Raw genomic sequence first — 24,520 nt, 5'->3', positions numbered from 1 at the left:
CTCCGCTCAGTCCAGGACGAAGCTTTCGAGGTACGAGGGGTTCGCGCGGTCGAGCATCGAGCGGGCCCGCGCGCGGATCTGGGCGTCGCTGTGCTCGCTCTCGGGCAGCAGCCAGAAGCGGTCCGCGCGGATGCCGCTCACCACGAGGTCGGCGACCTCCTCCACGGGCGTGAAGCGGACCTCCCGGCCGGCCGCGCGCATCGCCGCCTCCCACTGGTCCAGGCTGCGGTACGGGGTCCGGCGCGGGCGCTGCTTGGCGTAGCGGGCGGGCCGGTTGCGGTGCGACTCCCACAGGCCGGTGCGCAGCATGTGGGGGCCCGGGAAGAGCACCGACGCGCCCACGCGCGCGTGCTCGGCCCGGAGATGGGCGTACAGGGACTCGGTCAGGGTGACGACGGCGGCCTTGGTGACCGCGTACACGGAGGCGGTCGGCAGGGGGGCGATGCCGCCGTCCCCGGATGATGTATTGACCACATGACCGGGTTGACCCGAGTTGATCATCCTGGGCACGAATGCCTGGACGCCGTGGAAGACACCCCACACATTGACGGCGAAGGCCCATCGCCAGTCGTTCGGGTCGTGTTCCCACATCCGGCCCTCGGCGCCCGATCCGACGCCCGCGTTGTTGCACAGCACGTGCACGGCGCCATAGGTGTCGTACGCCGCCTCGGCCAGCTCCGCCACCTGCTCGCGCTCGCCGACGTCGACCACGCGCGCGTGCACGTCGGCGCCCTCGGCGCGCAGTTCGGCGGTGGCCCGGTCCAGCGCGGTCCGCTCGACGTCGGCGATGACCACCTTCAGGCCCTCGGCCGCGAACCGGCGGGCCATGGCGAGTCCGATCCCGCTCGCCGCCCCGGTGACGACGGCGACCTGTCCGGCGCGCAGGTCCATGCGGCTCAGCTCCCCTCGGGGGGTGCGTCGAGGATCTGGCGGGGGTCGTCGTAGCGCTGGTGGATGTACGGCAGCAGGGTCCGGGCGTCGACCCGCTCGACCACCCGGCCGCTCTGGTCGGTGGTCTTCTCGCCGAGGGTGATCTCCCGCAGCCGCAGTACCGGCAGGTCGGCCACCGGGTCGTACGCGGACTCGCGCAGCAGCACCTCGCCGGTGACCCGTTCGAGCCGGCGTGCCCTCTCGTGGCGGACGCAGTGCACCAGGACGGGGTCCAGGTCGAAGCCGGAGCCGTCCACCGCGGGCAGGAACTTGAAGTAGAAGTCGGTCCTGGCGGCGGGCTCGGGCAGCGGCAGTTCCCCGCTCACCGTGCCGCGCACCTCCACGAACGCGATGCCGTGGCGCTTCATCAGCGCGCGTACCCGGGAGCCCTCGCGTTCGACGGCCACCTCGCCGAGCTTCTTGGGCTCGCCGAAGACCTCCCGGCCGCCGGTGAGGGCGCGTTCGTGGGTCATCGGCATGACCAGCGGGTACCAGCCCTCGACCGGGCCGTGGGCCGCGGCGACCGCGAAGGAGCCCGCGCCGAGCGGCTGTCCGGGCAGGTCGACGCTGCTGATGTTCACCCGGACGAGCGGGCTGCCGGTGGGTTTCAGCGGCGGTGGCAGCACAGCCGCCACCGCGTCCGGGTCGGTCTCCCAGACGGCCACCACCCCGGTGGACCAGATGTCGGGAAGCCGCGCGGCCGCGGTGCGCGTGGCGGCGGTCTCCCGCTCGGTCCGTGCTCCGTACCGTACGCGTGCGCGTGCCATACGCCGTACCGCCCTTCTTCTGACGGACCGTCACCTGTAACACTGTTACAGCAGACCTCGCGCGGGGTAAAGAGCGCTGGAGCAAGGGGAGTTGGGGGATCATGCCGCTGAGTCGGGAGGCGGTGCTGGACGCCGCCGCGGAACTGGTGCGCCGGCACGGCCCGGACGCGCTGACCATGCGCGCGCTGGCCACCGCGCTGGACACCGCCGTGACCTCGATCTACTGGCACGTCGGGGGCCGGGAGGCGCTGCTCGACGCGCTGGTGGAGCGGACCCTGGCCGACCTCGGCGAGATCCGCCCGGCGGGGCGCACCCCGGAGCAGCGGGTCGTCTCCGTCGCGCGGGCCCTGCGCGCCCGGCTGCGCGACCATCCGCATCTGGTGGCCCTGGTGCACGAACGGGGGCTGACCGACCGGATGTTCCTGCCTGCGCAGCAGGTGCTGGTGCGCGAGGCGCACGCGGCCGGACTGCGCGGCGCGCGGGCCGCCGAGTTCGTCCGCGCGGTGCAGTTCCAGGTCGTGGGCCATGTGCTGGTGGAGCGCAACCGTGAGCGGGCCCCGGCGCAGCACCCCGGCGAGGAGGAGCTGTGGCGCACCGGCACCGCCGGGGAGGACCCCGCGCTGGCCCGCGCGCTCGCCCGCCCGGTGGACACGGAACGGCTCTTCGGGACGGCCGTACGGGCGCTGGTGCGGTCCCTGCTGGCGGCGCCGTGAACACGGGCGGAAGGCCGCGCTGAGCACGCACGGAAAACCAGTGGCGCCCCGCACGCGCGTTCCCCTACCGTCAAAGATCGCGGGGGCGGCTCCGCCGACGTGCTTCCTTCTCTCCCTTTCCTGGAATCCCAGCGCGTCCACTCTCCGCCCCCGCCCTCACACACCGTCTCCACCGGGGGATCTCCGCTTGTCCGCACTGACGTCCGTGCTGCTCCGCCGCCTCCGTACCGTCTACGTCGACCAGGCCGGACCACGCCCGGGCGATCCGTCGACGGCACAGGGGCTCGTCGCGCTGGAGAGCGAGCTGCTCGACCGGGGCTTCGCGCCGACGGCCCAGCTGCGCGCGGCGCTCGCCTGGCTCGGGCCCGCCGGGCTCGCGCAGGCGGGCCGGGAGCTGCTCCGGCACCTGGACGCCGAACTGGGCGCCGACCGCACCCATATGCCGCTGTTCCGGAACTTCCCGGTCTCCGTGCCCGGCGACACCTTCGCGCTCTACGTCGACCGGGTCTTCGCGCTGCTGCTCCAGTGGCCCGCGCAGCCCTGTGTGCTGTGCGGCACGGTGAGCGGTGTGCAGCCGGTGGCGCCGTGCGCGCATCTGGTCTGCCGCGACTGCTGGGACGGCGCGGAGTACACCGGCTGCCCGCTGTGCCACCGCCGCGTCGACCCCGCCGACCCGTTCCTGGTGCCGGGCGCGCCGCGCCGTCCGCGGGATGTCCCGGCGGGCCCGCTGAAGCTGCTCGCGCACGGCACGGACGCGGCGGCGGACACGGTCCACGCCCTGCGCGCGCTGCTGGCCCGGCGCACCCCCCTGCCGCCGCAGGACCGCGACGACCTGAAGGTGCTGCTGGAACACGCGCACCGGGACCTCGGCTGGTTCCCAGCGGAGATCCCGGTGCGCGAGACCAAGGCGCTCGTCCTGGGCACGCTGCTGCGCGACCGGCACACGCGCGGGGCGGCGACCGCACTGCTCGGCCGACAGCTGACGACGGCGACGGACGTGCTGCGGCTGCTGCACGTGTGGTCCGGCGGCGCGGCGGACCTGCTGGCCCCGCCCCGGCTGCGCTCGCTGCCGCGCGCGCTGCGCGCCCTGCTGCTCGGGGTGCTCGACGGGCTGCCGGCGGCCGCGCTGGTGGAGGACGTGCTGCGGCACCCGGCCGGGTGGAAGCGGGCCTCCGAGATCCTGCACCCGTTCGAGTACCACGCCCGCTACCCGCGGGCCGCCCTCGCCTTCGCCGTGCTGCGCGGCACCGGCACCGCCGGCACCGCGCTGGGCGAGGCGCTGCTGAGCACGGCCGCGGCACACCCGGAGGCGGTCCGGGCCGGCGGCGGCCGGCTGCACGCGGTGTCCTGGGGCGCCCGGGTGGAACAGGCACTGTCCGAGCGGGACACGCCGGCCGCGCTGGCCCTGCTCGCGCAGCGGCCGGGCGAACTGCTGCGCCGCCTGGACCATCTGCTGCGGCTGCGCGAACTCGACACGCTGCCCGAGGAGTTCGCGCAGGTGCTGCGGCGCGCGCTGCCCACGGCGGGCCCCGGTCCGCTGCTGGCCGCGCTGGGCCGGATGCGGGTCCGCCACCGGGCCGCCCCGCGGCGGGTGTTCTTCCCGCGCGGTCAGGTCGCGCACGCCTGGACGGTCGACGACACCCGGGCGCCGCTCGCCGAGGCGGTCACCACACGCGTGTGTGCGCTGCTGGAGGAGGAGGCGCTGCGCCGGCTGACCGGCCTGCCCCGGTTCGAACTGGCGGTGCTGGACTCGGCGCTCGCCGGGCTCGCCGTACCGTCCGCCGAAGGCGCGGCCGCCAGGGCGCTGGTGTCGGTGCCGCGCGGCAGCACCCAGCCGCTGCCCGAGGGCGAGGTGCTGCGCCTGTTCCTGCACTGGATGCAGCCGCCGAGGACGCGGGTGGACCTGGACCTGTCGGTGGCCCTGTACGACGAGGACTGGGAGTTCGCCGGCCTGTGCGACTACACCAGCCTGGTCTACGGCGACCGGTGGGCCGTCCACTCCGGCGACCTGACCTCGGCACCGGCGCCGGACGGCGCGACCGAGTACGTCGACCTGGACCTCGGCGCGCTCGGCGAGCTGGGCGTGCGCTACGCGGTGCCGGTCGTCTTCAGCTTCAACGACATCCCGTTCGAGGAGCTGCCGGACGCGTTCGCCGGCTTCATGACGCTGCCGTCGGCGGACGAGCGGGCGCGCGGCGCCGGGTACCACCCGCGCACCGTGCGCCAGCGCTACGACCTGGAGGGCGACTCGCGCATCCAGGTACCGATGGTGGTGGACCTGCGCCGCCGCACCTTCCTGTGGACGGACCTCCATCTGCCCTCCGCCGGCGGCTACCACAACCTGTACCGGCACAGCGCGGCCCTGGGCCGGATGGCGCGGGACCTCACCCAGTACTTCGCCACGGGCCGCACGACGCTGTGGGACCTGGCGGTCTGGCACGCGGCGGCGCGCAGCGCCCGGGTACTGGTCGTACGGCGGGCACCGGGGCCGCAGGAGCCCGGGGAGCTGTGGCACTACCTGCGCCGCGCCGGGGAGCCGGAGGCGGCCTTCGCCGCCCGGATACAGGCCCAGCAGGCACCGGACCGGCGGGAGCCGGCGCGGGACGCGGCGGACGCCGACGCCCGCGCGGGCGAAGCGGCCGCCGGACACCGTGTGTTGCTCGCGCTGGTGCACGGCGGGGTGGCTCCGCGGGAGGCGAGCGGCGAGGTGTACCGGCTGCTGCCCGGCCCGGCCGACGGCTGCGGTCTGGCTCCGCTGACGGCCGGGGACCTGGTGGCGGCGCTCGGCTGACGGCGGGGCATCTGAGGGCGGCGCTCGGCTGACGCCCCCGGCAATCCGTGACCCGCAATCCGTAATCCGCAACCGCCGAAGATATGTGCCACTTAGGGGCTTTTGGCAGCGTACGCACGCGCGTACGACGGTCGAGCTGCCGAACGGTGCCGTGACGTACGGGCGGAACCTGCGGGACGGCGTTGTCAGTCGCGGCCCGTATCCTCAGTGACCATGCTCGAAGACCGTGCGACCGCAGTGTCCTCCCCCACCCAGTGGCCGACCGCGTATCCGAAGGGATACGCGGTCGTTGACGTGGAGACCACCGGCCTGGCCCGGGACGACCGGATCATCTCGGCGGCCGTGTACCGGCTGGACGCGCGCGGCGAGGTCGAGGACCACTGGTACACGCTGGTCAACCCCGAGCGCGATCCGGGTCCCGTGTGGATACACGGTCTGACGAGCGAGATGCTCGAGGGCGCGCCCCTGTTCGCGGACGTCGCCGAGGAGTTCGCGGCCCGCCTGGACGGCCGGGTGCTGGTCGCGCACAACGCCGTCTTCGACTGGCAGATGATCGCGCGGGAGTACGCGCGGGCGCAGCGCCAGGCGCCGGTGCGGCAGCGGCTGTGCACCATCGCGCTGTCGAAGGAGCTGGGGCTGCCGCTGCCCAACTTCAAGCTGGAGTCGCTCGCGGCGCACTTCGGCGTCGTACAGCAGCGGGCGCACCATGCGCTGGACGACGCGCGGGTGCTCGCGGAGGCGTTCCGGCCCAGTCTGCACGCCGCCGCGGCGGGCGGGGTCCGGCTGCCGCTGCTGGAGTGCCGCCCGCTGACGGAGTGGTCGGACCGGCCGGTGCCCCGGCAGTCCACCGGCGGCTACGGCGGCTTCCGCGCGGGCAGTTGGCGGCCGTCCCGGAAGCGGCCCGCCTGCCCCTACCCCAACCCCGGCCGGTACGAAGAGGGCAAACCCCTCAAACAGGGCATGCGGGTGGCGTTTTCGGGCGACACCTCCGTCGACCGCGAGCTGCTGGAGGACCGGGCGACCGAGGCCGGGCTGCATGTGGCGTCCAGCATCTCCCGGCTGACCAGCCTGCTGGTGACCAACGACCCCGACTCGGGCACCTCCAAGGTGGCCAAGGCGCGGCAGTTCGGCACACCCGTGATGGACGAGGCCGCGTTCGGGCAGCTGCTGCGCGATGTGGAGCCCGCCGACGGGTGACGTCCGGCGCCCGCCACGGACCGGGGCGCGGGGCCGTACGAACGGGTGATTGGTCCACGACTCACCCGGCGGCCGCTCGCCCGGCGGCGGACGGCAGCCCACGCTGTGGCCCATGGCGACATGCGAAGTTTGCGGCAATGACTACGGAATGACCTTCGAGGTCCATGCCCAGGGCGCGGTGCACGTCTTCGACTGCTTCTCCTGTGCGATCCACCGGATGGCCCCGATCTGCGAACACTGCCGGGTGCAGATCATCGGCCAGGGCGTGGAGGCGGAGGGCCACTGGTACTGCGGCGCGCACTGCGCCCGTGCGGAGGGGAGGGCCGGAGTCGTCGACCGGGTGTGACCCGGTACCCGCCTGAATGCACCCCACGGCCCGGAGGTACCGTCGTGGGGTGCATCGCTACCGCTTCCTGTTGTCCCGCCAGTGGGTGATCCTCACCCTCGTCGCGATCGCACTGATCCCGACGATGATCAGGTTGGGCTTCTGGCAGCAGCACCGGTACGACCAGCGCACCGCCCGGAACAACCTGGTGTCCTCGGCGCTGCACGCCAAGCCGGTCCCGGTCGAGCAGCTGTCCTCCCCCGGGCACACCGTGACCCGCACCGAGAGGTACCGCACGGTCACCGCGACCGGCACCTTCGACACCGCCCGCGAGGTCGTGGTCCGGCGCCGGACCAACTCCGACGGCGAGGTCGGCTTCCACGTCCTCACCCCCTTCGTCCTGGACGACGGCAAGGTCCTGCTCGTCAACCGCGGCTGGATCCCCGCGAACGGCGTGCAGACCGCCTTCCCGAAGATCCCCGCCCCGCCGGCCGGCCGGACCACCGTCACCGGGCGGCTGATGGCCGACGAGACGACCGCGGCGAGCGGCATCAAGAACGTCAAGGGCCTGCCCGACCGGCAGATCATGCTGATCAACAGCGCCGAGGAGGCCCACCGGCTCGGCGCCCGGGTGCTCGGCGGCTATGTCGAGCAGACCGCGCCCCGGGCCAAGGACGGCTCCCCGGAGCAGATCTCCGACCCGGGCAGCGAGGACGCCCCGCTGAACTACGCCTACATGATCCAGTGGTGGCTGTTCGCCGCGGGCGTCCCGGTCGGCTGGTGGTTCCTGGTCCGGCGGGAGATCCGCGACCGGGAGGAGGCCGCGGCGCAGCCGAAGCCGGAGCAACCGGAACCGGCCGCGGTCTAGCCCCGGCCGCGGGCACGTCACGGCCCGGCAGACGCCCGCCCACGCGTACGTCACTCCCCCGGCGCACCACCTGATTGGCCCCCTGGTCCCGCGGGAAACCGCATCCCGTGAACGCGCGCATCGAGGACTACGCCCTCATCGGCGACGAACAGACCGCCGCCCTGATCGGCCGGGACGGTTCGATCGACTGGCTGTGCCTGCCCCGCTTCGACTCCGGCGCCTGCTTCGCCCGGCTGCTGGGCGACGAGAACCACGGCCACTGGCGGATCGCCCCCGAGGGAGCGGACACCTGCACCCGGCGTGCCTACCGGCCCGACACGCTCGTCCTCGACACCGAGTGGGAGACCGCCGAGGGCACGGTGCGCGTCACCGACCTGATGCCCCAGCGCGACCGCGCACCCGACGTCGTACGCATCGTCGAAGGGGTCACCGGCCGGGTCACCGTCCGCAGCACCCTGCGGCTGCGCTTCGACTACGGCTCGATCACGCCGTGGGTGCGCCGCACGGACGGCCACCGGGTGGCCGTCGCGGGCCCGGACGCGGTGTGGCTGCGCAGCGAGCCCGCCGTACGCACCTGGGGCGAGGACTTCTGCACCCGCTCCGAGTTCACCGTGGCCGAGGGCGACCGGGTCGCCTTCGTGCTCACCTGGCACCCCTCGCACGAGCGGCGCCCGCCGCTCACCGACCCGTACGAGGCGCTGGAGAGCAGCGTCACCGACTGGCGGCGCTGGGCCCGGCAGTGCCGGTACGACGGTCCCTACCGGGACGCGGTGGTCCGCTCCCTGATCACCCTCAAGGCCCTCACCTACGCCCCGACCGGCGGGATCGTCGCGGCGGCCACCACCTCGCTGCCGGAGAAACCGGGCGGGGTGCGCAACTGGGACTACCGCTACTGCTGGCTGCGCGACTCCACCCTCACCCTCGGCGCGCTGCTCAGCGCCGGCTACCACGAGGAGGCCGAGGCCTGGCGCAACTGGCTGCTGCGCGCGGTCGCGGGCGACCCGGCCGACCTCCAGATCATGTACGGCGTCGCGGGCGAGCGCCGGCTGGCCGAGACCGAGCTGCCCTGGCTGCCCGGCTTCGCCGGCTCCACCCCCGTACGGACCGGCAACGGCGCCGTCGAACAGCTCCAGCTCGACGTGTACGGCGAGGTGATGGACTCGCTGTCACTGGCCCGCACCTCCGGGCTGCCCACCCGGCCGCACATGTGGGCCATCCAGCGCTCGCTGATGGACTTCCTGGTGTCGGCGTGGCGGCAGCCGGACGAGGGCCTGTGGGAGGTGCGCGGCGGCCGTCGCCAGTTCGTGCACTCCAAGGTGATGGTCTGGGTGGCCGCCGACCGGGCCGTGAAGACCCTGGAGAAGCACAAGGAGCTGGACGGCGACCTGGACGGCTGGCGCGCGCTGCGCGACGAGGTCCACCAGGAGGTGTGCGAGAAGGGCTTCGACCCCGACCGCAACACCTTCACGCAGTACTACGGCTCCCGGGAACTCGACGCGGCGCTGCTGCTCATCCCGCGGGTCGGCTTCCTGCCGCCGGACGACCCGCGGGTGGTCGGCACGGTCGACGCGGTCCGCGACGACCTCGGGCACGGCGGTTTCCTGCGCCGCTACGACACCGAGGACTCGGTCGTCGACGGGCTGCCGAGCGGCGAGGGCGCCTTCCTGGCCTGCTCGTTCTGGCTGGCCGACGCGCTGCATCTGACCGGCCGCAGGAAGGAGGCCCGGAAGCTGTTCGACCGGCTGGTGGGGCTGACCAACGACGTGGGCCTGCTGGCCGAGGAGTACGACCCGCTGAACGGCTGCCAGCTGGGCAACTTCCCGCAGGCGTTCAGCCATGTCGGCCTGGTGAACACCGCCCTCACACTCTTCGGGGAGGACGGGGCAGGATAGGGGCCATGGATCTTGGACTGAGGAACCGGGTGTACGTCGTCACCGGAGCCACGCGCGGCCTGGGCAACGCCGCGGCGCGCCGGCTCGTCGCCGACGGTGCGAAGGTGGTGATCACCGGACGGGACGGGAAGCAGGCCGCCGAGGCCGCCGCGGAACTGGGCCCGAACGCGGTCGGGGTGGGTGTCGACAACTCCGCGCCGGACGCCCCCGAGCGGCTCATCGCGGCCGCCCGGGAGAACTTCGGCGGCTTCCACGGGATGCTGGTGAGCGTGGGCGGGCCGCCGCCCGGGTTCGTCGCGGACAACACGGACGAGCAGTGGCGCGACGCGTTCGAGTCGGTGTTCCTCGGCGCGGTGCGGCTCGCCCGGACCGCGGCGGCCGAGCTGGAGGCGGGCGGGGTCATCGGGTTCGTGCTGTCGGGCTCGGTGCACGAGCCGATCGCCGGGCTGACCGTGTCCAACGGGCTGCGGCCGGGGCTCGCCGGGTTCGCCAAGTCGCTCGCCGACGAGCTGGGGCCGCGCGGTATCCGGGTGGTGGGGCTGCTGCCGGCCCGGATCGACACCGACCGGGTGCGCGAACTGGACGGACTCTCCGCCGACCCGGAGGCCACCCGGGCGGCGAGCGAGGCCCGGATCCCGCTGCGCCGGTACGGGACGCCGGAGGAGTTCGGGAACGTCGCCGCGTTCCTGCTGTCACCGGCGGCTTCCTACCTGACGGGCATCATGCTGCCGGTGGACGGCGGCATGCGGCGCGGCTTCTGACGCTCCTCAACCGACCCTTCCGGCGCGGTGCCTGACCGTGCCCAGCCGCACCTCCGCCGGAAGGGACGGCAGCCCCGCCGAGTCACGTGCGTGGGCGAGCGCCCGGGCCGTGAACTCCGCCAGGGTGCCCGCCGGGTCCGCATCCGGCTCCAGGCGCAGCCAGGCCCGCGCCGTGGGTGTCGTACGACGGCCGGCCAGCAGGACCTCGGCATGGGCCACGCCGTCCTGCCGGACCGCGTCCTCGGCGAGGGCGCCTTCCAGGGCCCTGCCCCGCAGCAGGGCGCCCTCGCCGTCGCCGGTGGTGACGAGCAGCTCGGGCAGGCGGCGCCGGCGCAGGACCGCCGTCAGCCACCACAGGGCGAGCAGCATCAGGGCCGCGAGGGCGGCGATGACCGTCGGCCACCACCATGCCGTGTCCCGCCAGCGGGTGCGCTCGTGCCGGGTGAGCAGGACGTCGTGCGGGCCGGTGTGCAGCCACCAGGAGGGCGGCGGCGCGCCCAGGCCGACGGCCAGCACCGCGCCGCCGACGGCGAGCAGCACCAGGCCCACCAGGGCCAGCAGGATGCGGCTGACTCCGCCGGTGCGGCCTGCGCGCATCCCCGTCACCCCTTCCGTCCGGGCCGCGCCACCCGCAGGGACAGCGCGGGCGGGGCGGTGAGGCCGAGGCCCCGGATCGCCTCGTCGAGCGTGCTGTCCAGGTCGGCGCGGACCTCGTCCAGGTCGCGGAAGTGGGAGACGACCCGGACGTCGGCCTTCCGGCGGCGCATCCGCACCCGCACCGCGCGCACCCCGGAGACGTCCATGGCGCGGTCCCGCAGCAGCAGCGCCGCCGCCTCCCGGTGCAGGGCGGCGCGGACCTCGGGGTGCGGGCGGCGCATCGGCAGCTGGGCGCGCAGGCCCGGGGTGACCGCGAGGACGATCAGCCACAGGCCGAGGGCGGCGGCGACGGCGGCGCCGGTCAGCACCCAGACGTCGTCCAGGGGGCGCTGCGCCAGTTGCCGGGCCAGGGCGCGGCGCCAGTACATCGCCGGGCGGTGGGCGCGGACGGCGGCGATGTCGTAGAGCAGCAGGCCCGCGCCGGCCGCCAGCAGGACGGCGACGACGGCGGCCGGGACGCGGCGCGGCGACCAGAAGCGGCCGCTGCCGGCGGGAGCCGGGGCGTCCGCCTCGGGGGCCTCGCCGAGCGTGCCGGTGGGCCGTGCCTCGCTCATCATGTCCTCCCCGGTGCGGTCGGCAGGTGCAGTCCCTCGACCCGGACGGCGACCTCGGACACCTCCAGGTCCACGAGGCCTTCCACCCGCTCGGTGACCCGGCGGCGCACGGCGGCGCAGCGGGCACCGACGTCGCAGGGGTAGCCGAGTTCGAGGTGGACCCGGACCCGGGCGGTGCCCCGGGGGGTTCCCCCGCCCGGGCGGGGCGCCGGGTGCGGGCTCACGACGACCGTGGCGTGCGGGGCGGTCACCTCGGCGGGCAGCGGCGCCAGCGCCTCGCGCGCGGCCTGGGCGGCGATCTTCGCCACGACCCGGTCGGCGATCCGGGTGGCGCCGCGTTCGCCGGGCGGCACCCGGGCCGGCGCCGGGCGCACCGTGCCGGTCTCGAGGCTCACCCGGTCACCTCCGCCGGTCGCGCCGGTCGCCGCGGGTGCGGAAGAACTCCCCGAGTTCCAGGTCCCCCTCGGCGAACCGGCCGACGACGAACCCGATCGCACCCAGCGCGGCCACCAGCAGAAAGGCGCCGAACCCGCCGAAGTACCCGGCGAAACCCAGCGCCATCCCGGCGATCATGCCGACCATGGCCATGCTCATGCAGCGCTCCTCAGCTCGTCGGGCGGTGGGCCGTCACTGGATCCGGGGCTCGGGTTCCTCTTCCTCCTCCTCGGGGAGTTTGACGTCGCTGACCGCGATGTTGACCTCGACCACCTCGAGTCCGGTCATGCGTTCCACGGCGGCGATCACGTTCTCGCGCACGGCGTGGGCGACATCGCCGATGGAGACGCCGTAGTCCACGACGAGCTCCAGGTCGAGCGCGGTCTGCACCTCGCCGACCTCGGCCTTCACTCCCCGGGTCACCGACTTGGAGCCGCCCGGCACCCGGTCGCGCACGGCGCCGAAGGTGCGGGCGAGCCCGCTGCCCAGGGCGTGGACGCCGACGACGTCCCGGGCGGCGAGTCCGGCGATCTTCTCCACGACACCGTCGGCGATGGTCGTCCGCCCGCGGGTCGCCGGGTCGCCGCCGCCGCGCCGGGTGGCCTTGCGGGTCGACACCTGCGGCTCCTGAGCGCCTTCCGGGGTCGTCGTCATGTCGGTCATCGCCGTACGTCCCTCTCGGTCGTCGTACCTCTTCGGTCGCCGTACCTCTTCGGTCCCTCTTCGGCTGTCGTCCTGAACACCACGGTATGCAAGGTTGCCCGGCTGCGCGCCGTGGATGCGGCAGGCTGGAGGAATGACGGCGGACCGGTGGACACAGGCGGCGGCGCGGACGGTGCGGCACCCGGTGGGACTGGGCAGGCTGCTGCCGCTGGGCGGGCCGGGCGACGGCGCGTGGATCGCGGAGGGCGCGGCCGCGGCGGTACTGGAGCGGGCGGCGGCAAAGGTGCCGGGCGTGCGGCTGGGCGCGCTGCGGATCGCGCTCGCCGATCCGGAGGACGCGGCCGAGCCCGTCGTACCGGCGCCGCCGAGCGGGCTGCCGCCGGGGGCCCTTCGGGTGACGGCGGACGTCGCGGCCACGGCCGGGGAGCCCCTGCCGACGGCGGCGGAGCGGCTGCGGCGGGCGTTGGCCACGGCCGCCACGGAGCGGCTCGGGCTGGCGGTGGCGGAGGTGGATCTGCGCGTGACGGAGCTGCTGGACGAAGACGCGCCGCCCCCGGCGGTCCATCTGCCGCAGCCGGCGCCCGCCCGGGAGCCCACGGACCCGGACGAGGCCCGTGCGGCGGCGGCCGCCCTGTCGGTGCCCGGGGTGGTGCGGCTGACGGGCTCGCTGGGCGGCCTGGGACGGGCGGTGCGGATCGAGGAGCGCGCCGAGCAGGGCGCGCTGCCGCACCGGCATGTGCGCATGGAGCTGGCGACCGGTGCGGACCACCGGGCCGTGGAGGTGGCCCGGCGGGTCCGCGCGGCCGTACACGGCGCACTGGAGGGCCGGCCGACGGTGGCCGTACTGGTCACCGCCGTCGACTGGTGATCAGAAAAGTATTAGTCGCCGAGACCGGCCAGGTCGCGCAGGCGGCGGGCCTGGGCGGCGCGTTCCGCCGTGCGCTGTGCCTCGTAGTCGCGGTCCTGCGCGCCACGGAGCAGCGCCTTGGTCTCCACCACCGCGTCGCGCGGCGGGGCCAGCAGCGCTGCCGCCAGGTCGCGTACGGCGTCGTCGAGTTCGGCCGCCGGAACCGCCAGGTTGGCCAGTCCGGTCGCCACCGCCTCCTCGGCGCCGACGAACCGTCCGGTCGCGCAGATCTCCAGCGCGCGGGCGTACCCGACCAGGCTGACCAGCGGGTGGGTGCCGGTCAGGTCGGGGACGAGGCCGAGGCTGGTCTCGCGCATGGCGAACTGCACGTCGTCCGCGACGACCCGGAGGTCGCACGCGAGCGCGAGCTGGAAGCCTGCACCGATGGCGTGCCCCTGGACGGCGGCGATGGACACGAGGTCGCTGCGCCGCCACCAGGTGAACGCCTCCTGGTATTCGGCGATGGTCGCGTCGAGCCCGGCGTCGTCACGGCGCGCGAGCTCGATGAAGGACGGCTCGCCCGGGATCCCCTCCGGGGTGAACATCTGACGGTCCAGCCCGGCGGAGAAGGACTTGCCCTCACCCCGCAGCACGACAACGCGGACGGAGCCCGGCAGCAGCCGGCCGACCTCGGCGAGCGTGCGCCACAGAGCGGGGCTCTGGGCGTTGCGCTTGTCCGGGTTGGTCAGCGTCACCGTGGCGAGCGTGTCGTCGACGGTGAGCCGTACGCCGTCCTTGTCGAGTACGGGAGCGAGGTCCTGCTCGGGCGTAGCCATGGGGCGCCTCCGATGGGTGCGGTCAACAGAGCAGAGCTAAGTGACTGCACAGTAACCACCCGGCCGGTCAGTCCGCCGACCGGGTGGCCACCATCGAAGCCGATGGGCCGCCCCGAGTCAGGACTGTGCGGCCTTCTTGCCCCGGGTCGCTCCGCCACGCCCACGCAGCGTGACGCCCGACTCGCTGAGCATCCGGTGGACGAAGCCATACGAGCGGCCGGTCTCCTCGGCCAGCGCCCGGATGCTCGCACCGGAGTCGTACTTTTTCTTCAGGTCTGCCGCGAGCTTGTCGCGCGCGGCGCCGGTCACCCGGCTGCCCTTCTTCAGAGTCTCGGCCACCCGTGCCTCCTCATGGGAAGTGCGCTCTGGTCTCCTCATGATCACCCCTCTTGGGCGCGATGGCCACCCATTCGGCAAGGTCTGTGGGACATCGTTGTGACGACAGGAGCGCATCCCCACAAGCGGACTATGGAATTCCACGGGGTGTTGTCCGCAGGACCGAACGGGTGGATTCACGAAGTGCCAGGTCAGCGACCGGAGCGGCCGATCCCTTGGCAGCATGAGGATCGGCCGTGAAATCCGTGTACGACACACCTCAATACGAGGAGTTCTCACACAGATGATGGATCACGGATCGGCCGAATGATCCATACTCAGTGGATCAGGCTTTCGATCACGCCAGGGCGACGAGATCCGCGTAGTCCGCGCCCCACAGGTCCTCGACGCCGTCCGGCAGCAGGATGATCCGCTCCGGCTGGAGCGCCTCGACGGCGCCCTCGTCGTGCGTGACCAGGACGACCGCGCCCTTGTAGGTGCGCAGCGCGCCCAGGATCTCCTCGCGGCTCGCGGGGTCGAGGTTGTTGGTCGGCTCGTCCAGCAGCAGGACGTTCGCCGACGACACGACGAGCGTGGCCAGGGCGAGGCGGGTCTTCTCACCGCCGGAGAGGACCCCGGCCGGCTTGTCGACGTCGTCGCCGGAGAACAGGAACGAACCCAGCACCTTGCGGACCTCGACCAGGTCCATGTCGGGGGCGGCCGAGCGCATGTTCTCCAGGACCGTGCGGTCGGCGTCCAGGGTCTCGTGCTCCTGGGCGTAGTAGCCGAGCTTGAGGCCGTGGCCGGGGACGACCTCGCCGGTGTCCGGCTGCTCGGCCCCCGCGAGGAGCCGGAGCAGGGTGGTCTTCCCCGCGCCGTTGAGGCCGAGGATGACGACCCGCGAACCCTTGTCGATGGCCAGGTCGACGTCGGTGAAGATCTCCAGCGAGCCGTAGGACTTCGACAGACCCTCGGCGGTGAGCGGGGTCTTGCCGCACGGCGCGGGCTCGGGGAAGCGCAGCTTGGCGACCTTGTCGGAGACGCGCACCGCGTCCAGCCCGGCGAGCAGCCGGTCGGCGCGCTTGGCCATGTTCTGCGCGGCGACCGTCTTGGTGGCCTTGGCGCGCATCTTGTCGGCCTGCGAGTGCAGGGCGGCGGCCTTCTTCTCGGCGTTCTGCCGCTCCCGCTTGCGGCGCTTCTCGTCGGCCTCGCGCTGCTGCTGGTAGAGCTTCCAGCCCATGTTGTAGACGTCGATCGTGGAGCGGTTGGCGTCCAGGTAGAACACCTTGTTCACGACCGTGTCGACCAGGTCGACGTCGTGGGAGATCACGATGAAGCCGCCGCGGTAGGTCTTCAGGTAGTCCCGCAGCCAGATGATCGAGTCCGCGTCGAGGTGGTTGGTGGGCTCGTCGAGGAGCAGCGTGTCCGCGTCGGAGAACAGGATCCGCGCCAGCTCGATACGGCGGCGCTGACCGCCGGAGAGGGTGTGCAGCGGCTGGCCCAGCACCCGGTCGGGCAGGTTCAGCGCGGCGGCGATGGTGGCGGCCTCGGCCTCGGCGGAGTACCCGCCCTTGGTGAGGAACTCCGTCTCCTGCCGCTCGTACTGCTTCATGGCCTTCTCGCGGGTGGAGCCCTTGCCGTTGGCGATGCGCTCCTCGTTCTCGCGCATCTTGCGGATCAGGACGTCGAGGCCGCGCGCGGACAGGATGCGGTCGCGGGCGAGGACGTCCAGGTCGCCGGTGCGGGGGTCCTGCGGGAGGTAGCCGACCTCGCCGGAGCGGGTGATGGTGCCGGCCGCGGGGATGCCCTCGCCGGCCAGACACTTGGTGAGGGTGGTCTTGCCTGCGCCGTTACGGCCGACGAGGCCGATGCGGTCGCCCTTGGCGACCCGGAAGGTGGCGTTCTCGATGAGGACGCGCGCACCGGCGCGCAGCTCGATACCAGAGGCGGAGATCAAGGGACAGACTCCTGGGCGTACATGGGATTGGCGGGTGGGCGGCTGAGGGCGTTCCCGCCGTCTAATGCGCGAGGAGAATGGCCATGGGGAAAGTCTAACGGGGCCACGCAAGCGGTTTTTCTACGTCCAGGTGTTCGTACCGACCCGTTCCGTGACCGGGGAGATCGTTGCCGAGCGGGGCGCGGTCCGGGGTGATCCGCCCCAGGTCGTCCACGGGCACCAGCTGCCCGGTCCAGGCGCCCTGGGCGCACGGCTGGGCCAGCAGCAGGGCCGTACCGCGGCGTACGGCGCGCTCGGGCCGGAACCCGCAGTCCGCGGGGGCGGGCAGCATCCGGCGCAGGTCGCCGTCGGCGGTGCGGTACGCGGTGACGCGGTGCGGGGTGACGACGGCGAGGATGCCCCGGCCGAGGGGGCGCAGGACGCCGCTGCCGCCGTGCGCCGGGAGCCACGCGGCGGTGCCGGGCAGGGCGCGGTGCCGGCGCACGGTGCGGCCGTCGGTGTCGGTGAGCAGGCCGTCGGTGTCGGTGAGCAGGCCGTCGTCCCAGAGCGCGATCGCCTCCGCGGGCGCGGCCAGGCGACCGGCCGGCGTCCCGCGCGCGCGTACCGCCAGCGCAGCGCCCCGGTCCGGGTGTCGTAGGCCGCCACGGCACTCCCCCGCGCCCGGGCCGCCCACCGCCCGGCCGACGCCTCCCGCTCCGCGCGCGGCGCGACCACGAGCCGGTCCCCGTACGGCACGGGCCGCACCGCATGGGCCACCACGAGCAGACACCCGACGAGGAGCAGGCCGAGTACGGCACGCAGCCGCCGGCGCGGGAAGCGGTCGCCGCGGGCCGCACGAGCGACTACCGCCCTGCCGACGCGGCTCCGACGGCCGCCCCTCAGGCCGGTCCCGGCGGGCGGGGCGCGGTGTCGCCCGTTCGGGTGGGGGTGGGGGGTGGGGGTGGCCGGGTGGGTAGGGATGGGGCCGGTTTCCGTGGAACCGGTCCGGCGGAGGGGTGACGCCGGGGCCGGCCGTGAGCACGACGTCCGTGAAGGGGTGAGCGGTATGAGGGGCACGGGCGGTGGAGGGCGGCCGAGTGTCTGTCCCGCGCTGCTGTACGCGGACGCGCGGGCGGCTATCAGGCAGCTGACGGAGGCCCTCGGCTTCACCGAGCTGTCGGTGTACGAGACGGCGGACGGCACGGTGATGCACGCCGAGCTGGTCCAGGGCAACGGCGCGGTGATGATCGGCTCCAGGGGCCGCGGCGGGCCGTTCGACACGGCGATGAGGGGTGCGGGGCCCGCCGGGGTGTACGTCGTCGTGGACGACGTGGACGCCCACCACCAGCGGGCCGTGGAGCACGGGGTGGAGATCCTGATGCCCCCGACGGACCAGGACCACGGCTCGCGGGACTATCTGGCGCGGGACGCCGAGGGCACCGTGTGGAGCTTCGGGACGTACGCCCCCGACGTCCAGCCCTGAGCCTCAGCCCCCGGTGTGCACCTGGAACGCGGCCCGGCGCACGGCCTTGGCCAGGGCCGGGTCGGGGTGGGCGGCGGCCAGGGCGACCAGGACCTGCACGGTGCGCGGGTGGCCGACGGCGCGGACCTCGTCGAGCAGCTGGGGGACGGTGGGCTGCACCGCGGACTCCAGGTGCCGGACCAGCATCGGCGTCTCGCCGTGGTCGGCGACGGCCGCGGCGGTGTCCACCCAGAGCCAGGTGGCCTCCTCGCGGGTGAGCACCTCGTGCGCGTCCTCCGGGTCGACGCCGTCGTGCTCGGCCAGCCACAGCAGCGCGTACGGCCTGAGGGCGGGCTCGTCCACCACGGCGCGCACCTCGGGTTCGGCCGGGGCGCCGACCACGCGCAGCGCCTCGAAGGCGAGGCCGCGCAGCAGGGCGTCCTCGCCGCGGGCGGCGGCGATCAGCTCGGTGACGGCGGCGCCGACGGGGCGGGCGGCGAGCCAGGCCCGGTACTCGGCGCGGGCCGCGTTGGGGCGGAGCTGGGCGCAGCCGCGGAGCATGTCCTCGGCGGACTGCTCGATGTTGCCGGCCGGGCTCTGGGCGGCCACGCAGATCTGCTCCAGCTTGACCCACACCGCCCAGCTGCCCAGCGGGGTGAGGGTGGCCTGGCCGTCGCCGTAGGTGAGGGCGCCGACGGCGGCGAGGGCGCTCAGGGCCCAGTCGAGCAGGGGCTCCAGCGGGGTGTCCCCGGCGGGGTCGGCGGCGGCCGGGGTGCCGGCGGGCGGCTCGGGGGCGGGGCCGTAGGGGACCTCGCAGCGCTCGGTGCGCAGTTCGGTGACGCGCTGCCGGAGCAGGTCGAGGAGCTGTTCGACCGGGACGGGGCCGGCGGACAGCTGGAGGAAGGAGAGCACCTGGGGCATGGCCGAGACGACCTCGGCGACGGCGGCGGGCTCCTGGTCGGCGGGCTCCGGGGAGGCGAGCGACCAGGCGTCGAAGAGGGCGACCCAGCCGCGCAGCACGGCGCTGTCGTCGCGGTCCCAGGCGCGCAGCCGCCAGCCGGGGCGCGCGTTGTCACCGTGCACCTCGACCAGTCCGGCGAGGCGGGCGGTGTCCCATTCGGCACGCACCTGAGCGACGCTCAGGCCGAGCTCGGCGGCGGCCCGTTCGGCGGTCGCGGCGGACAGGGTGGCCTTGCCGTCGGCGGTGGCGGCGTCGCTTCCGGGGCCGAGGGCGGCGTCGGCCCAGCGGGCGACGCGGACCGCGCCGGCCAGCCGGAGGCGGGCCATTCTCGCCAGCTCGGCCGGGGCGGGTGTGCCCTCCGGCGGCCGGGGTGCGGGGCGGCCTGGGCGTCGCTGGTTCACGGCTCTGGGGGCGGCGGCCAGGGGTCGGGGTCGGACGAGTCGAAGCCTGGAGTCGCGCGGGATACGGGACGTCACGGGGGCAGTCTTCCGGTTGACGGTCCGAAAACCCAAACGGAATGTCACGGCGGGCGACGGAGCTGGCCAACGCACCGGCCCCGGCACGGGGAGCGGGAGCGGCCGTGAAGACTCCTTCAAGCCATCGGTACAGCGTTAAACGGAACGCCCCCGGACCTTTCCCCGCGGGTCACATCAGTGGGGTGAGGAAGCGGCGCAGGCGTTCCTCGTACTCCTCCGGGTCGGGGTTCCACATCGCCGCGTGGGGCGCGTCCGCCACGGTGTGCAGGGCGACCTTGTCGGGGCGGCGGGCGGCGAGGCGGCGGGAGAACGCCCAGGGCGCCACCTGGTCCCCCGGGCCGTGCATGATCAGCGTCGGTACGGCGAGCCGCTCCGGGTCGCCCGCCCCGGTGGCCTGGTCGGCGTGCAGCCCGGCCCGGCCCTGCGCGGCCCGCACCGCGAGCGGCAGCAGCGGCTGCGGGGTGTTCCGGGCCTGGGCGAGGGCGCGCAGCGTGGCCTCCCAGCTGAGGACCGGCGAGTCCAGGACCAGCCCGGCGATGCGGTCGCGCACGGCGGAGTGCTCGGCGGCGCGCAGGGCCATCGTGGCGCCGGTGGACCAGCCGAGCAGCACCACGCGGCGGGCGCCGTACCGCACCGCGTAGCGGATCGCCGCGTCCACGTCCCGCCACTCGGACTCGCCGAGGTGGTTGAGGCCGTCCGGCGGGTGGGGGGCGCCGAGGTCGCCGCGGTAGGCGAGGGCGAGCACCGGCAGCCGGCGGGCGTGCAGGAAGCCCATGAGGTTCATGGTGTGTTCGCGGGTGGTGCCGAGCCCGTGCACGGCGATCACCCAGATGTCCCGGCTGCCGGGCAGGAACCAGGCGGGCAGGGGACCGAGTTCGCCGGGGACGTCCACGTCGGCGTGGTCGAGGCCGAGGGCGCCGCGCGGGTTGCCGACGTACAGGTTCGGGGTGAGCCAGACCGAGTCGCCGGGGTCGAGGCTGCCGTGGGTGACGCCCTCCAGGCGGCGCACGACGGTGTCGACGCTGTGCCGGGCCGTGGTCAGGACGGGTCCGACGACCGCATGGGAGCCGTCGCCCGCGAGGCCGTAGGTGCCGGGGCGCAGGGAGGCGAGATCGCGGGTGAGGGATATCCGGCCGGCGGCCGTGCTGTGCACGGTGAGGCGGGGCTCGGTGGGCAGCGGGCGGCCGGCGGGGGCCTTCAGCGCGGCGTCGCTGGCCAGCCGGCCGGCGGCCACGGATGCCGCGCCGGCGGCGAGAACGGCGGTCACCGCGGTGGCGGTCGCTTTGACTGGGCGCACGGGTCCAGTGTCCCGGCGCTCGCGGTCCCCGGCCAGTGGAAGGCCCGGACACGGCGAGGAAAAGGCGGGGAAGAGGCGGGGAGAAAGTGCGGAGAGGGGGCGGGGTCAGGGGCGCCGGCCGTAGCCCTCCAGCCGGGACGCGGCCTCGCCGAGCTGCGCTTCGGTGAGCAGGGTCGGGGTCAACCCCGGGACCGAGGAGGCCGTCAGCCAGACCCGGCACATCCACTCCAGCTGGGCGGTGCGGTCGTAGGCCTGGTCGAGGTCGGCGCCGTAGGTGAGCGTGCCGTGGTTGCGCAGCAGGCAGCCGGAGCGGCCGGCGAGGGCGCGCAGCACATGGCCGGCCAGTTCCTCGCTGCCGTAGGCCGCGTAGGGGGCGACCCGGACGGGTCCGCCGAGGGCGGCGGTCATGTAGTGGATCGGGGGCAGCTCCGGTACCAGCGTGGAGACCGCGGTGGCGTGCACGGCGTGGGTGTGGACGATGGCGCGGGCGTCGGTGGCGCGGTATACGGCGAGGTGCATGGGCAGCTCGCTGGTCGGCACCCGGGTGCCGAGCACCTGGCGCCCGGTGAGGTCGACGCCGGTGATGTCGTCCGGGGTGAGCCGGTCGTAGGGCACGCCCGACGGGGTCACCAGCACCAGGTCGCCGACCCGCGCCGAGACATTGCCGGAGGTGCCGACCACCAGTCCGTCGGCGACGGTCCGGCGTGCCGCCGCGACGACGTCCGCCCAGACCCGCCCCGGCTCCGCCGACTGCCGCGGTGGCTGTTCCGTGTTCTGCCGCTGTTCCGCCATGCGGCGATCCTGCCAGTCGGTCCGGCCGGGCGGTGGCCGGGCGGCGGCTTCGGGCCGTACATCGGCCACCGGCCGGCCACAGATCGACGGCCCCAGGCCAGCGCATGAGCCGGCCGTCACGCGTCCGAACGGGCGGATATCGGTGCGAAACGCGCCGTATCGGCGCGGATCTGTTGATCAACGGGTCTTGACTGGTCCCTCTTGCCCGCTTGCCCGCCGGACGGCCCTCCCGTCCGCGACCCCGGGGAGACGCATGGCTGCTCGTGCACGCACTCTTCTCCGTCGCCGCGCCGGTGTCCTCGCGGCGGCCACGGCCGCGCTCGCCCTCGCCGGCACCGCGACCGCCTCGGCCGGACCGCCGAAGTGGGCCACGGCACTGCCCCAGGGCCACGACGTGTCGTCCCACCAGGAGCATGTGGACTGGCCCACGGCGCTCGACAAGGGCGCCCGGTTCGTCTACGTGAAGGCGACCGAGTCCACCGGCTACCGCAACCCCTACTTCGCCGAGCAATACGACGGTGCGTACCGCTCGGGCCTGGTGCGCGGCGCGTACCACTTCGCCCGGCCGGACCGGTCCTCCGGCGTCCGGCAGGCCGAGTTCTTCGTGCACCACGGCGGCGACTGGCGGGCCGACGGCTGGACCCTGCCGCCCGCGCTCGACATCGAATACAACCCGTACGACCACAGGCATCCGTGCTACGGGCTGAGCAACCGGAGGATGGTGCACTGGATCCGGTCGTTCAGCGACGAGGTCGAGCAGGAGACCGGCCGCCCCCCGGTGATCTACACGACCGCCGAGTGGTGGCGGATGTGCACCGGCGACAGCGACGCCTTCGCCGCGCGGCACCCGCTGTGGATCGCCCGGCACGGCAGCTCGGGGCCGGGGGAACTGCCCGGCGGCTGGCAGGACTGGACGTTCTGGCAGTACGGCACCCGGGGCGGGCTGCCGGGTGACCAGAATCTCTTTCACGGCTCGGCGGCCCGGCTGCGTTCCTTCGCCCGAGGCTGGTAGCCAAGGGGCGACTGGGGTGAGCGGGGTCGAAGGCGGCAAACGGGACCCCACTCCCTCGATCAGGACACCGTCAAGCCCGTCTCAGTTCATCTTCCGTTCACCCAGGTTGCCTACGTTCATCCAGCCAACGACCTCGAACGATTGCCTGGGTAAATGGAAAGCTTCTCGCTGATCCTCGCGATTGTGGTGGTAACCGCTCTCGCGTTCGATTTCACGAACGGTTTCCACGACACCGCGAACGCGATGGCCACGACCATCTCGACAGGCGCACTCAAGCCCAAGCTCGCGGTGACCATGTCCGCCGTCCTCAACCTGGCCGGCGCCTTTCTCTCGGTGGAGGTCGCCAACACGATCTCCAAGGGTCTCGTCGACGAGACCGGCATCCGTCCCGAGGTCATCTTCGCCGCCCTGGTCGGCGCGATCCTCTGGAACCTGCTGACCTGGCTGGTGGGCCTCCCCTCCAGCTCCTCGCACGCCCTGATGGGCGGCCTGATCGGTGCCGCCGTGGCCTCCGCGGGCTTCGGCGCCGTGCACGGTGACGTCCTGGTCACCAAGGTGATCCTCCCGGCGGTCGCCGCCCCGGTCGTGGCGGGCCTCGCCTCGATGCTGGCGACCCGCTTCTCCTACGGCGTCGGCGGCGGCGACGACAGCCAGGCCACCCGCAAGGGCTACCGCGCCGGCCAGATCGCCTCCGCCGGCCTGGTCTCCCTCGCCCACGGCACCAACGACGCGCAGAAGACCATGGGCGTCATCACCCTCGCGCTGGTCGCGGGCGGCTCCCTCGCCCCCGGCTCCAACCCGCCGGTCTGGGTGATCCTCTCCGCGGGCCTGGCCATCGCGCTCGGCACCTACATCGGCGGCTGGCGCATCATCCGCACCATGGGCACGGGCCTGACCGAGCTGGAGCCGCGCCAGGGCTTCGCCGCGCAGACCAGCGCCGCCACCGCCATCCTGACCTCCTCGCACCTCGGCTTCTCCCTCTCCACCACGCATGTCGTCTCCGGCTCGGTGATGGGCGCGGGCCTCGGCCGCAAGGGCGGAGTGGTCCGCTGGTCCACCGCGACCCGGATGGCCGTGGCCTGGGTGCTGACCCTGCCGGCCGCCGCGCTGGTCGGCGCGGGTGCCGAGGCCGTCACGGAGCTGGGCGACTGGGGCACCGCCGCCGTCGCCGTCTTCCTGGTCGCCTCGAGCGCCGCCATCTGGAAGATCTCCCGCCGCGAGGTCGTCGACCACACCAACGTGGTCGAGGAGACCGGTGAGCCGGCCGGCGTGGTGACCACCGCCATCGCCGCCGTGACCCCGCCCCCGGCGGGCCAGATCACCGAGGACCTGACGGCCACCATCGCGTCCCCCGCCGCCGAGCCCACCCCGGTCGCCCCGGCGGTTCCGCCGGCCGCCACCGTCTGACCCGGTCACCCCGGTTACCGGTTACCGAAGGAAGCAACCCCATGAAGATCGACTGGGCGGCCATCGGCTCCGTCTTCGGCGTCAGCCTCGTGGTCACCGTGGGCCTGGTGGCCCTGTTCAGCCTCGGCATCAAGGGCCTGGCCCACCGCGAGCGGGCCACCGCGCAGGGCGACTCCGCCGCCCTCGCCGTCACCGGCGCCTACCTGAGCTTCGCGGCCTGCGCGGCGGCGGTGGCGTACGGGATCTACCTGATCGTCGCCAAGGCCTGACCGCGGACCTTCCGAAGGCTCCCCTCCCCGCACCGCGGAGGGGAGCCTTTTTCATGCCCTCTCCCGCCGTGTCTCCCGCTCCCCTCCCACCCCCCAATGTGGGGATCGGCACACTCTCCCCATGCAGGTCAACAGCGAGTTGACGGCCGTTCCGGGCGCGTGGTGGACTGCCCGGGCCAAGTACGGCGGCAGAAGAGGAAGCCGGTGCGAATCCGGCGCGGTCCCGCCACTGTCACCGGGGAAGAACACCCCGGGAGCCAGGAACTCTCACCGCCGAATCTCGTCGAACCAGGGCGCGGACACCCTGAGTGAGGACATAGATCGCCATGCCGGGCTGCCGATGGACAAGGCCGAGCA

Annotated in this window: 26 protein-coding genes and 1 riboswitch; of the genes, 12 read left to right on the top strand and 14 right to left on the bottom strand. The window is 74.0% G+C overall.

All coding sequences use genetic code 11. The annotated features are described in order from the left end of the window. Positions 1-6: 6 nt before the first annotated feature. Together ACZ5CZ_RS34240 and ACZ5CZ_RS34235 are read right to left on the bottom strand one after the other, a co-directional pair. Positions 7-891, bottom strand: a complete 885-nt coding sequence (locus tag ACZ5CZ_RS34240) for an SDR family NAD(P)-dependent oxidoreductase (RefSeq protein WP_468948455.1) — start codon at positions 889-891, stop codon at positions 7-9. A gap of 5 nt (positions 892-896) precedes the next feature. Beyond that, positions 897-1,697, bottom strand: coding sequence for an acetoacetate decarboxylase family protein (locus tag ACZ5CZ_RS34235; RefSeq protein ID WP_468948453.1), 801 nt, complete (start codon positions 1,695-1,697; stop codon positions 897-899). A 101-nt stretch (positions 1,698-1,798) separates the two neighbouring features. On the opposite strand from ACZ5CZ_RS34235, the gene ACZ5CZ_RS34230 reads away from it, so the two are divergent. The 7 genes from ACZ5CZ_RS34230 (at position 1,799) to ACZ5CZ_RS34200 (ending at position 10,244) form a co-directional block, all read left to right on the top strand. Then, entirely contained in the window at positions 1,799-2,410 is a 612-nt protein-coding gene (locus tag ACZ5CZ_RS34230) for a TetR/AcrR family transcriptional regulator (RefSeq protein WP_385843246.1), read from the top strand. A gap of 187 nt (positions 2,411-2,597) precedes the next feature. Next, positions 2,598-5,201: an MXAN_6230/SCO0854 family RING domain-containing protein gene (locus ACZ5CZ_RS34225; RefSeq protein WP_468948451.1), complete on the top strand. Its 2,604-nt coding sequence runs from the start codon at positions 2,598-2,600 to the stop codon at positions 5,199-5,201. Positions 5,202-5,414: 213 nt separating this feature from the next. Next, positions 5,415-6,398, top strand: coding sequence for a DEDDh family exonuclease (locus ACZ5CZ_RS34220; RefSeq protein WP_468948449.1), 984 nt, complete (start codon positions 5,415-5,417; stop codon positions 6,396-6,398). Between the two features lie 112 nt (positions 6,399-6,510). Beyond that, positions 6,511-6,744, top strand: coding sequence for a hypothetical protein (locus tag ACZ5CZ_RS34215; protein WP_365879981.1), 234 nt, complete (start codon positions 6,511-6,513; stop codon positions 6,742-6,744). A gap of 49 nt (positions 6,745-6,793) precedes the next feature. Continuing rightward, a complete protein-coding gene (locus tag ACZ5CZ_RS34210) occupies positions 6,794-7,591 on the top strand; it encodes an SURF1 family cytochrome oxidase biogenesis protein (RefSeq protein WP_385843242.1) in 798 nt (265 codons plus the stop codon). Between the two features lie 107 nt (positions 7,592-7,698). After that, the gene (locus ACZ5CZ_RS34205) at positions 7,699-9,483 is read left to right on the top strand and encodes a glycoside hydrolase family 15 protein (protein WP_468948446.1); all 1,785 of its coding nucleotides are present in this window, start codon (positions 7,699-7,701) and stop codon (positions 9,481-9,483) included. Between the two features lie 5 nt (positions 9,484-9,488). Next, positions 9,489-10,244, top strand: coding sequence for an SDR family oxidoreductase (locus ACZ5CZ_RS34200; RefSeq protein WP_468948444.1), 756 nt, complete (start codon positions 9,489-9,491; stop codon positions 10,242-10,244). A 6-nt stretch (positions 10,245-10,250) separates the two neighbouring features. Here the strand turns inward: ACZ5CZ_RS34200 and amaP are convergent, their stop codons facing one another. From amaP to ACZ5CZ_RS34175, 5 genes are read right to left on the bottom strand one after another with little or no spacing between them, the layout of a single operon-like run. Beyond that, a complete protein-coding gene (amaP, locus tag ACZ5CZ_RS34195; RefSeq protein WP_468948442.1) occupies positions 10,251-10,841 on the bottom strand; it encodes an alkaline shock response membrane anchor protein AmaP in 591 nt (196 codons plus the stop codon). Positions 10,842-10,846: 5 nt separating this feature from the next. Then, positions 10,847-11,458, bottom strand: a complete 612-nt coding sequence (locus ACZ5CZ_RS34190) for a DUF6286 domain-containing protein (RefSeq protein WP_468948440.1) — start codon at positions 11,456-11,458, stop codon at positions 10,847-10,849. Continuing rightward, positions 11,455-11,850: an Asp23/Gls24 family envelope stress response protein gene (locus ACZ5CZ_RS34185; RefSeq protein WP_468948438.1), complete on the bottom strand. Its 396-nt coding sequence runs from the start codon at positions 11,848-11,850 to the stop codon at positions 11,455-11,457. Before ACZ5CZ_RS34185 ends, ACZ5CZ_RS34190 begins: the two co-directional genes overlap by 4 nt. A 4-nt stretch (positions 11,851-11,854) precedes the next feature. Then, positions 11,855-12,049 carry a hypothetical protein gene (locus ACZ5CZ_RS34180; protein ID WP_385843236.1) on the bottom strand — a complete coding sequence of 65 codons (195 nt, stop codon included), beginning with the start codon at positions 12,047-12,049 and terminating at the stop codon, positions 11,855-11,857. A 33-nt stretch (positions 12,050-12,082) separates the two neighbouring features. Then, positions 12,083-12,553, bottom strand: coding sequence for an Asp23/Gls24 family envelope stress response protein (locus ACZ5CZ_RS34175; protein WP_468948436.1), 471 nt, complete (start codon positions 12,551-12,553; stop codon positions 12,083-12,085). A 133-nt stretch (positions 12,554-12,686) separates the two neighbouring features. Here ACZ5CZ_RS34175 and ACZ5CZ_RS34170 point away from each other — a divergent pair, with 133 nt between their 5' ends. Continuing rightward, entirely contained in the window at positions 12,687-13,421 is a 735-nt protein-coding gene (locus tag ACZ5CZ_RS34170; protein WP_468948434.1) for a nucleopolyhedrovirus P10 family protein, read from the top strand. Positions 13,422-13,432: 11 nt separating this feature from the next. Here ACZ5CZ_RS34170 and ACZ5CZ_RS34165 read toward each other — a convergent pair whose 3' ends face one another. The 4 genes from ACZ5CZ_RS34165 to ACZ5CZ_RS34150 all read right to left on the bottom strand — a co-directional run bounded on the left by ACZ5CZ_RS34165 (position 13,433) and on the right by ACZ5CZ_RS34150 (position 17,181). Beyond that, positions 13,433-14,236: an enoyl-CoA hydratase/isomerase family protein gene (locus ACZ5CZ_RS34165; RefSeq protein WP_468948432.1), complete on the bottom strand. Its 804-nt coding sequence runs from the start codon at positions 14,234-14,236 to the stop codon at positions 13,433-13,435. 117 nt (positions 14,237-14,353) lie between these two features. After that, positions 14,354-14,575, bottom strand: coding sequence for a helix-turn-helix domain-containing protein (locus ACZ5CZ_RS34160; RefSeq protein WP_385843232.1), 222 nt, complete (start codon positions 14,573-14,575; stop codon positions 14,354-14,356). 334 nt (positions 14,576-14,909) lie between these two features. Beyond that, complete coding sequence (locus ACZ5CZ_RS34155; protein WP_385843231.1) at positions 14,910-16,508, bottom strand: ABC-F family ATP-binding cassette domain-containing protein; 1,599 nt, start codon at positions 16,506-16,508, stop codon at positions 14,910-14,912. Positions 16,509-16,602: 94 nt separating this feature from the next. Continuing rightward, the gene (locus ACZ5CZ_RS34150) at positions 16,603-17,181 is read right to left on the bottom strand and encodes a hypothetical protein (RefSeq protein WP_468948429.1); all 579 of its coding nucleotides are present in this window, start codon (positions 17,179-17,181) and stop codon (positions 16,603-16,605) included. Between the two features lie 372 nt (positions 17,182-17,553). Between ACZ5CZ_RS34150 and ACZ5CZ_RS34145 the strand changes: the two genes are divergently transcribed. Then, positions 17,554-17,970 (top strand): VOC family protein, encoded by a 417-nt coding sequence (locus ACZ5CZ_RS34145; RefSeq protein WP_385843229.1) that lies wholly within the window; start codon positions 17,554-17,556, stop codon positions 17,968-17,970. A 3-nt stretch (positions 17,971-17,973) separates the two neighbouring features. On the opposite strand, the gene ACZ5CZ_RS34140 is transcribed toward ACZ5CZ_RS34145, so the two are convergent. The 3 genes from ACZ5CZ_RS34140 to ACZ5CZ_RS34130 form a co-directional block, all read right to left on the bottom strand. Further along, positions 17,974-19,386 (bottom strand): hypothetical protein, encoded by a 1,413-nt coding sequence (locus ACZ5CZ_RS34140; RefSeq protein ID WP_385843228.1) that lies wholly within the window; start codon positions 19,384-19,386, stop codon positions 17,974-17,976. A 169-nt stretch (positions 19,387-19,555) separates the two neighbouring features. Continuing rightward, positions 19,556-20,683: an alpha/beta hydrolase gene (locus tag ACZ5CZ_RS34135; RefSeq protein WP_468948426.1), complete on the bottom strand. Its 1,128-nt coding sequence runs from the start codon at positions 20,681-20,683 to the stop codon at positions 19,556-19,558. A gap of 105 nt (positions 20,684-20,788) precedes the next feature. Then, complete coding sequence (locus ACZ5CZ_RS34130) at positions 20,789-21,475, bottom strand: class II aldolase/adducin family protein (RefSeq protein ID WP_385843225.1); 687 nt, start codon at positions 21,473-21,475, stop codon at positions 20,789-20,791. A 253-nt stretch (positions 21,476-21,728) separates the two neighbouring features. Here ACZ5CZ_RS34130 and ACZ5CZ_RS34125 point away from each other — a divergent pair, with 253 nt between their 5' ends. From ACZ5CZ_RS34125 to ACZ5CZ_RS34115, 3 genes are all read left to right on the top strand, one after another. Continuing rightward, a complete protein-coding gene (locus ACZ5CZ_RS34125; protein ID WP_468948424.1) occupies positions 21,729-22,487 on the top strand; it encodes a lysozyme in 759 nt (252 codons plus the stop codon). Between the two features lie 153 nt (positions 22,488-22,640). Then, complete coding sequence (locus tag ACZ5CZ_RS34120; RefSeq protein WP_468948422.1) at positions 22,641-23,894, top strand: inorganic phosphate transporter; 1,254 nt, start codon at positions 22,641-22,643, stop codon at positions 23,892-23,894. A gap of 41 nt (positions 23,895-23,935) precedes the next feature. Then, entirely contained in the window at positions 23,936-24,163 is a 228-nt protein-coding gene (locus ACZ5CZ_RS34115) for a hypothetical protein (protein WP_385843222.1), read from the top strand. A 146-nt stretch (positions 24,164-24,309) separates the two neighbouring features. After that, a riboswitch (cobalamin riboswitch) is annotated at positions 24,310-24,452 on the top strand. Positions 24,453-24,520: the final 68 nt, after the last annotated feature.

The sequence above is a fragment of the Streptomyces sp. NPDC031418 genome (genome assembly GCF_055581605.1).
This window is presented reverse-complemented; position numbering and strand designations above follow the sequence as displayed.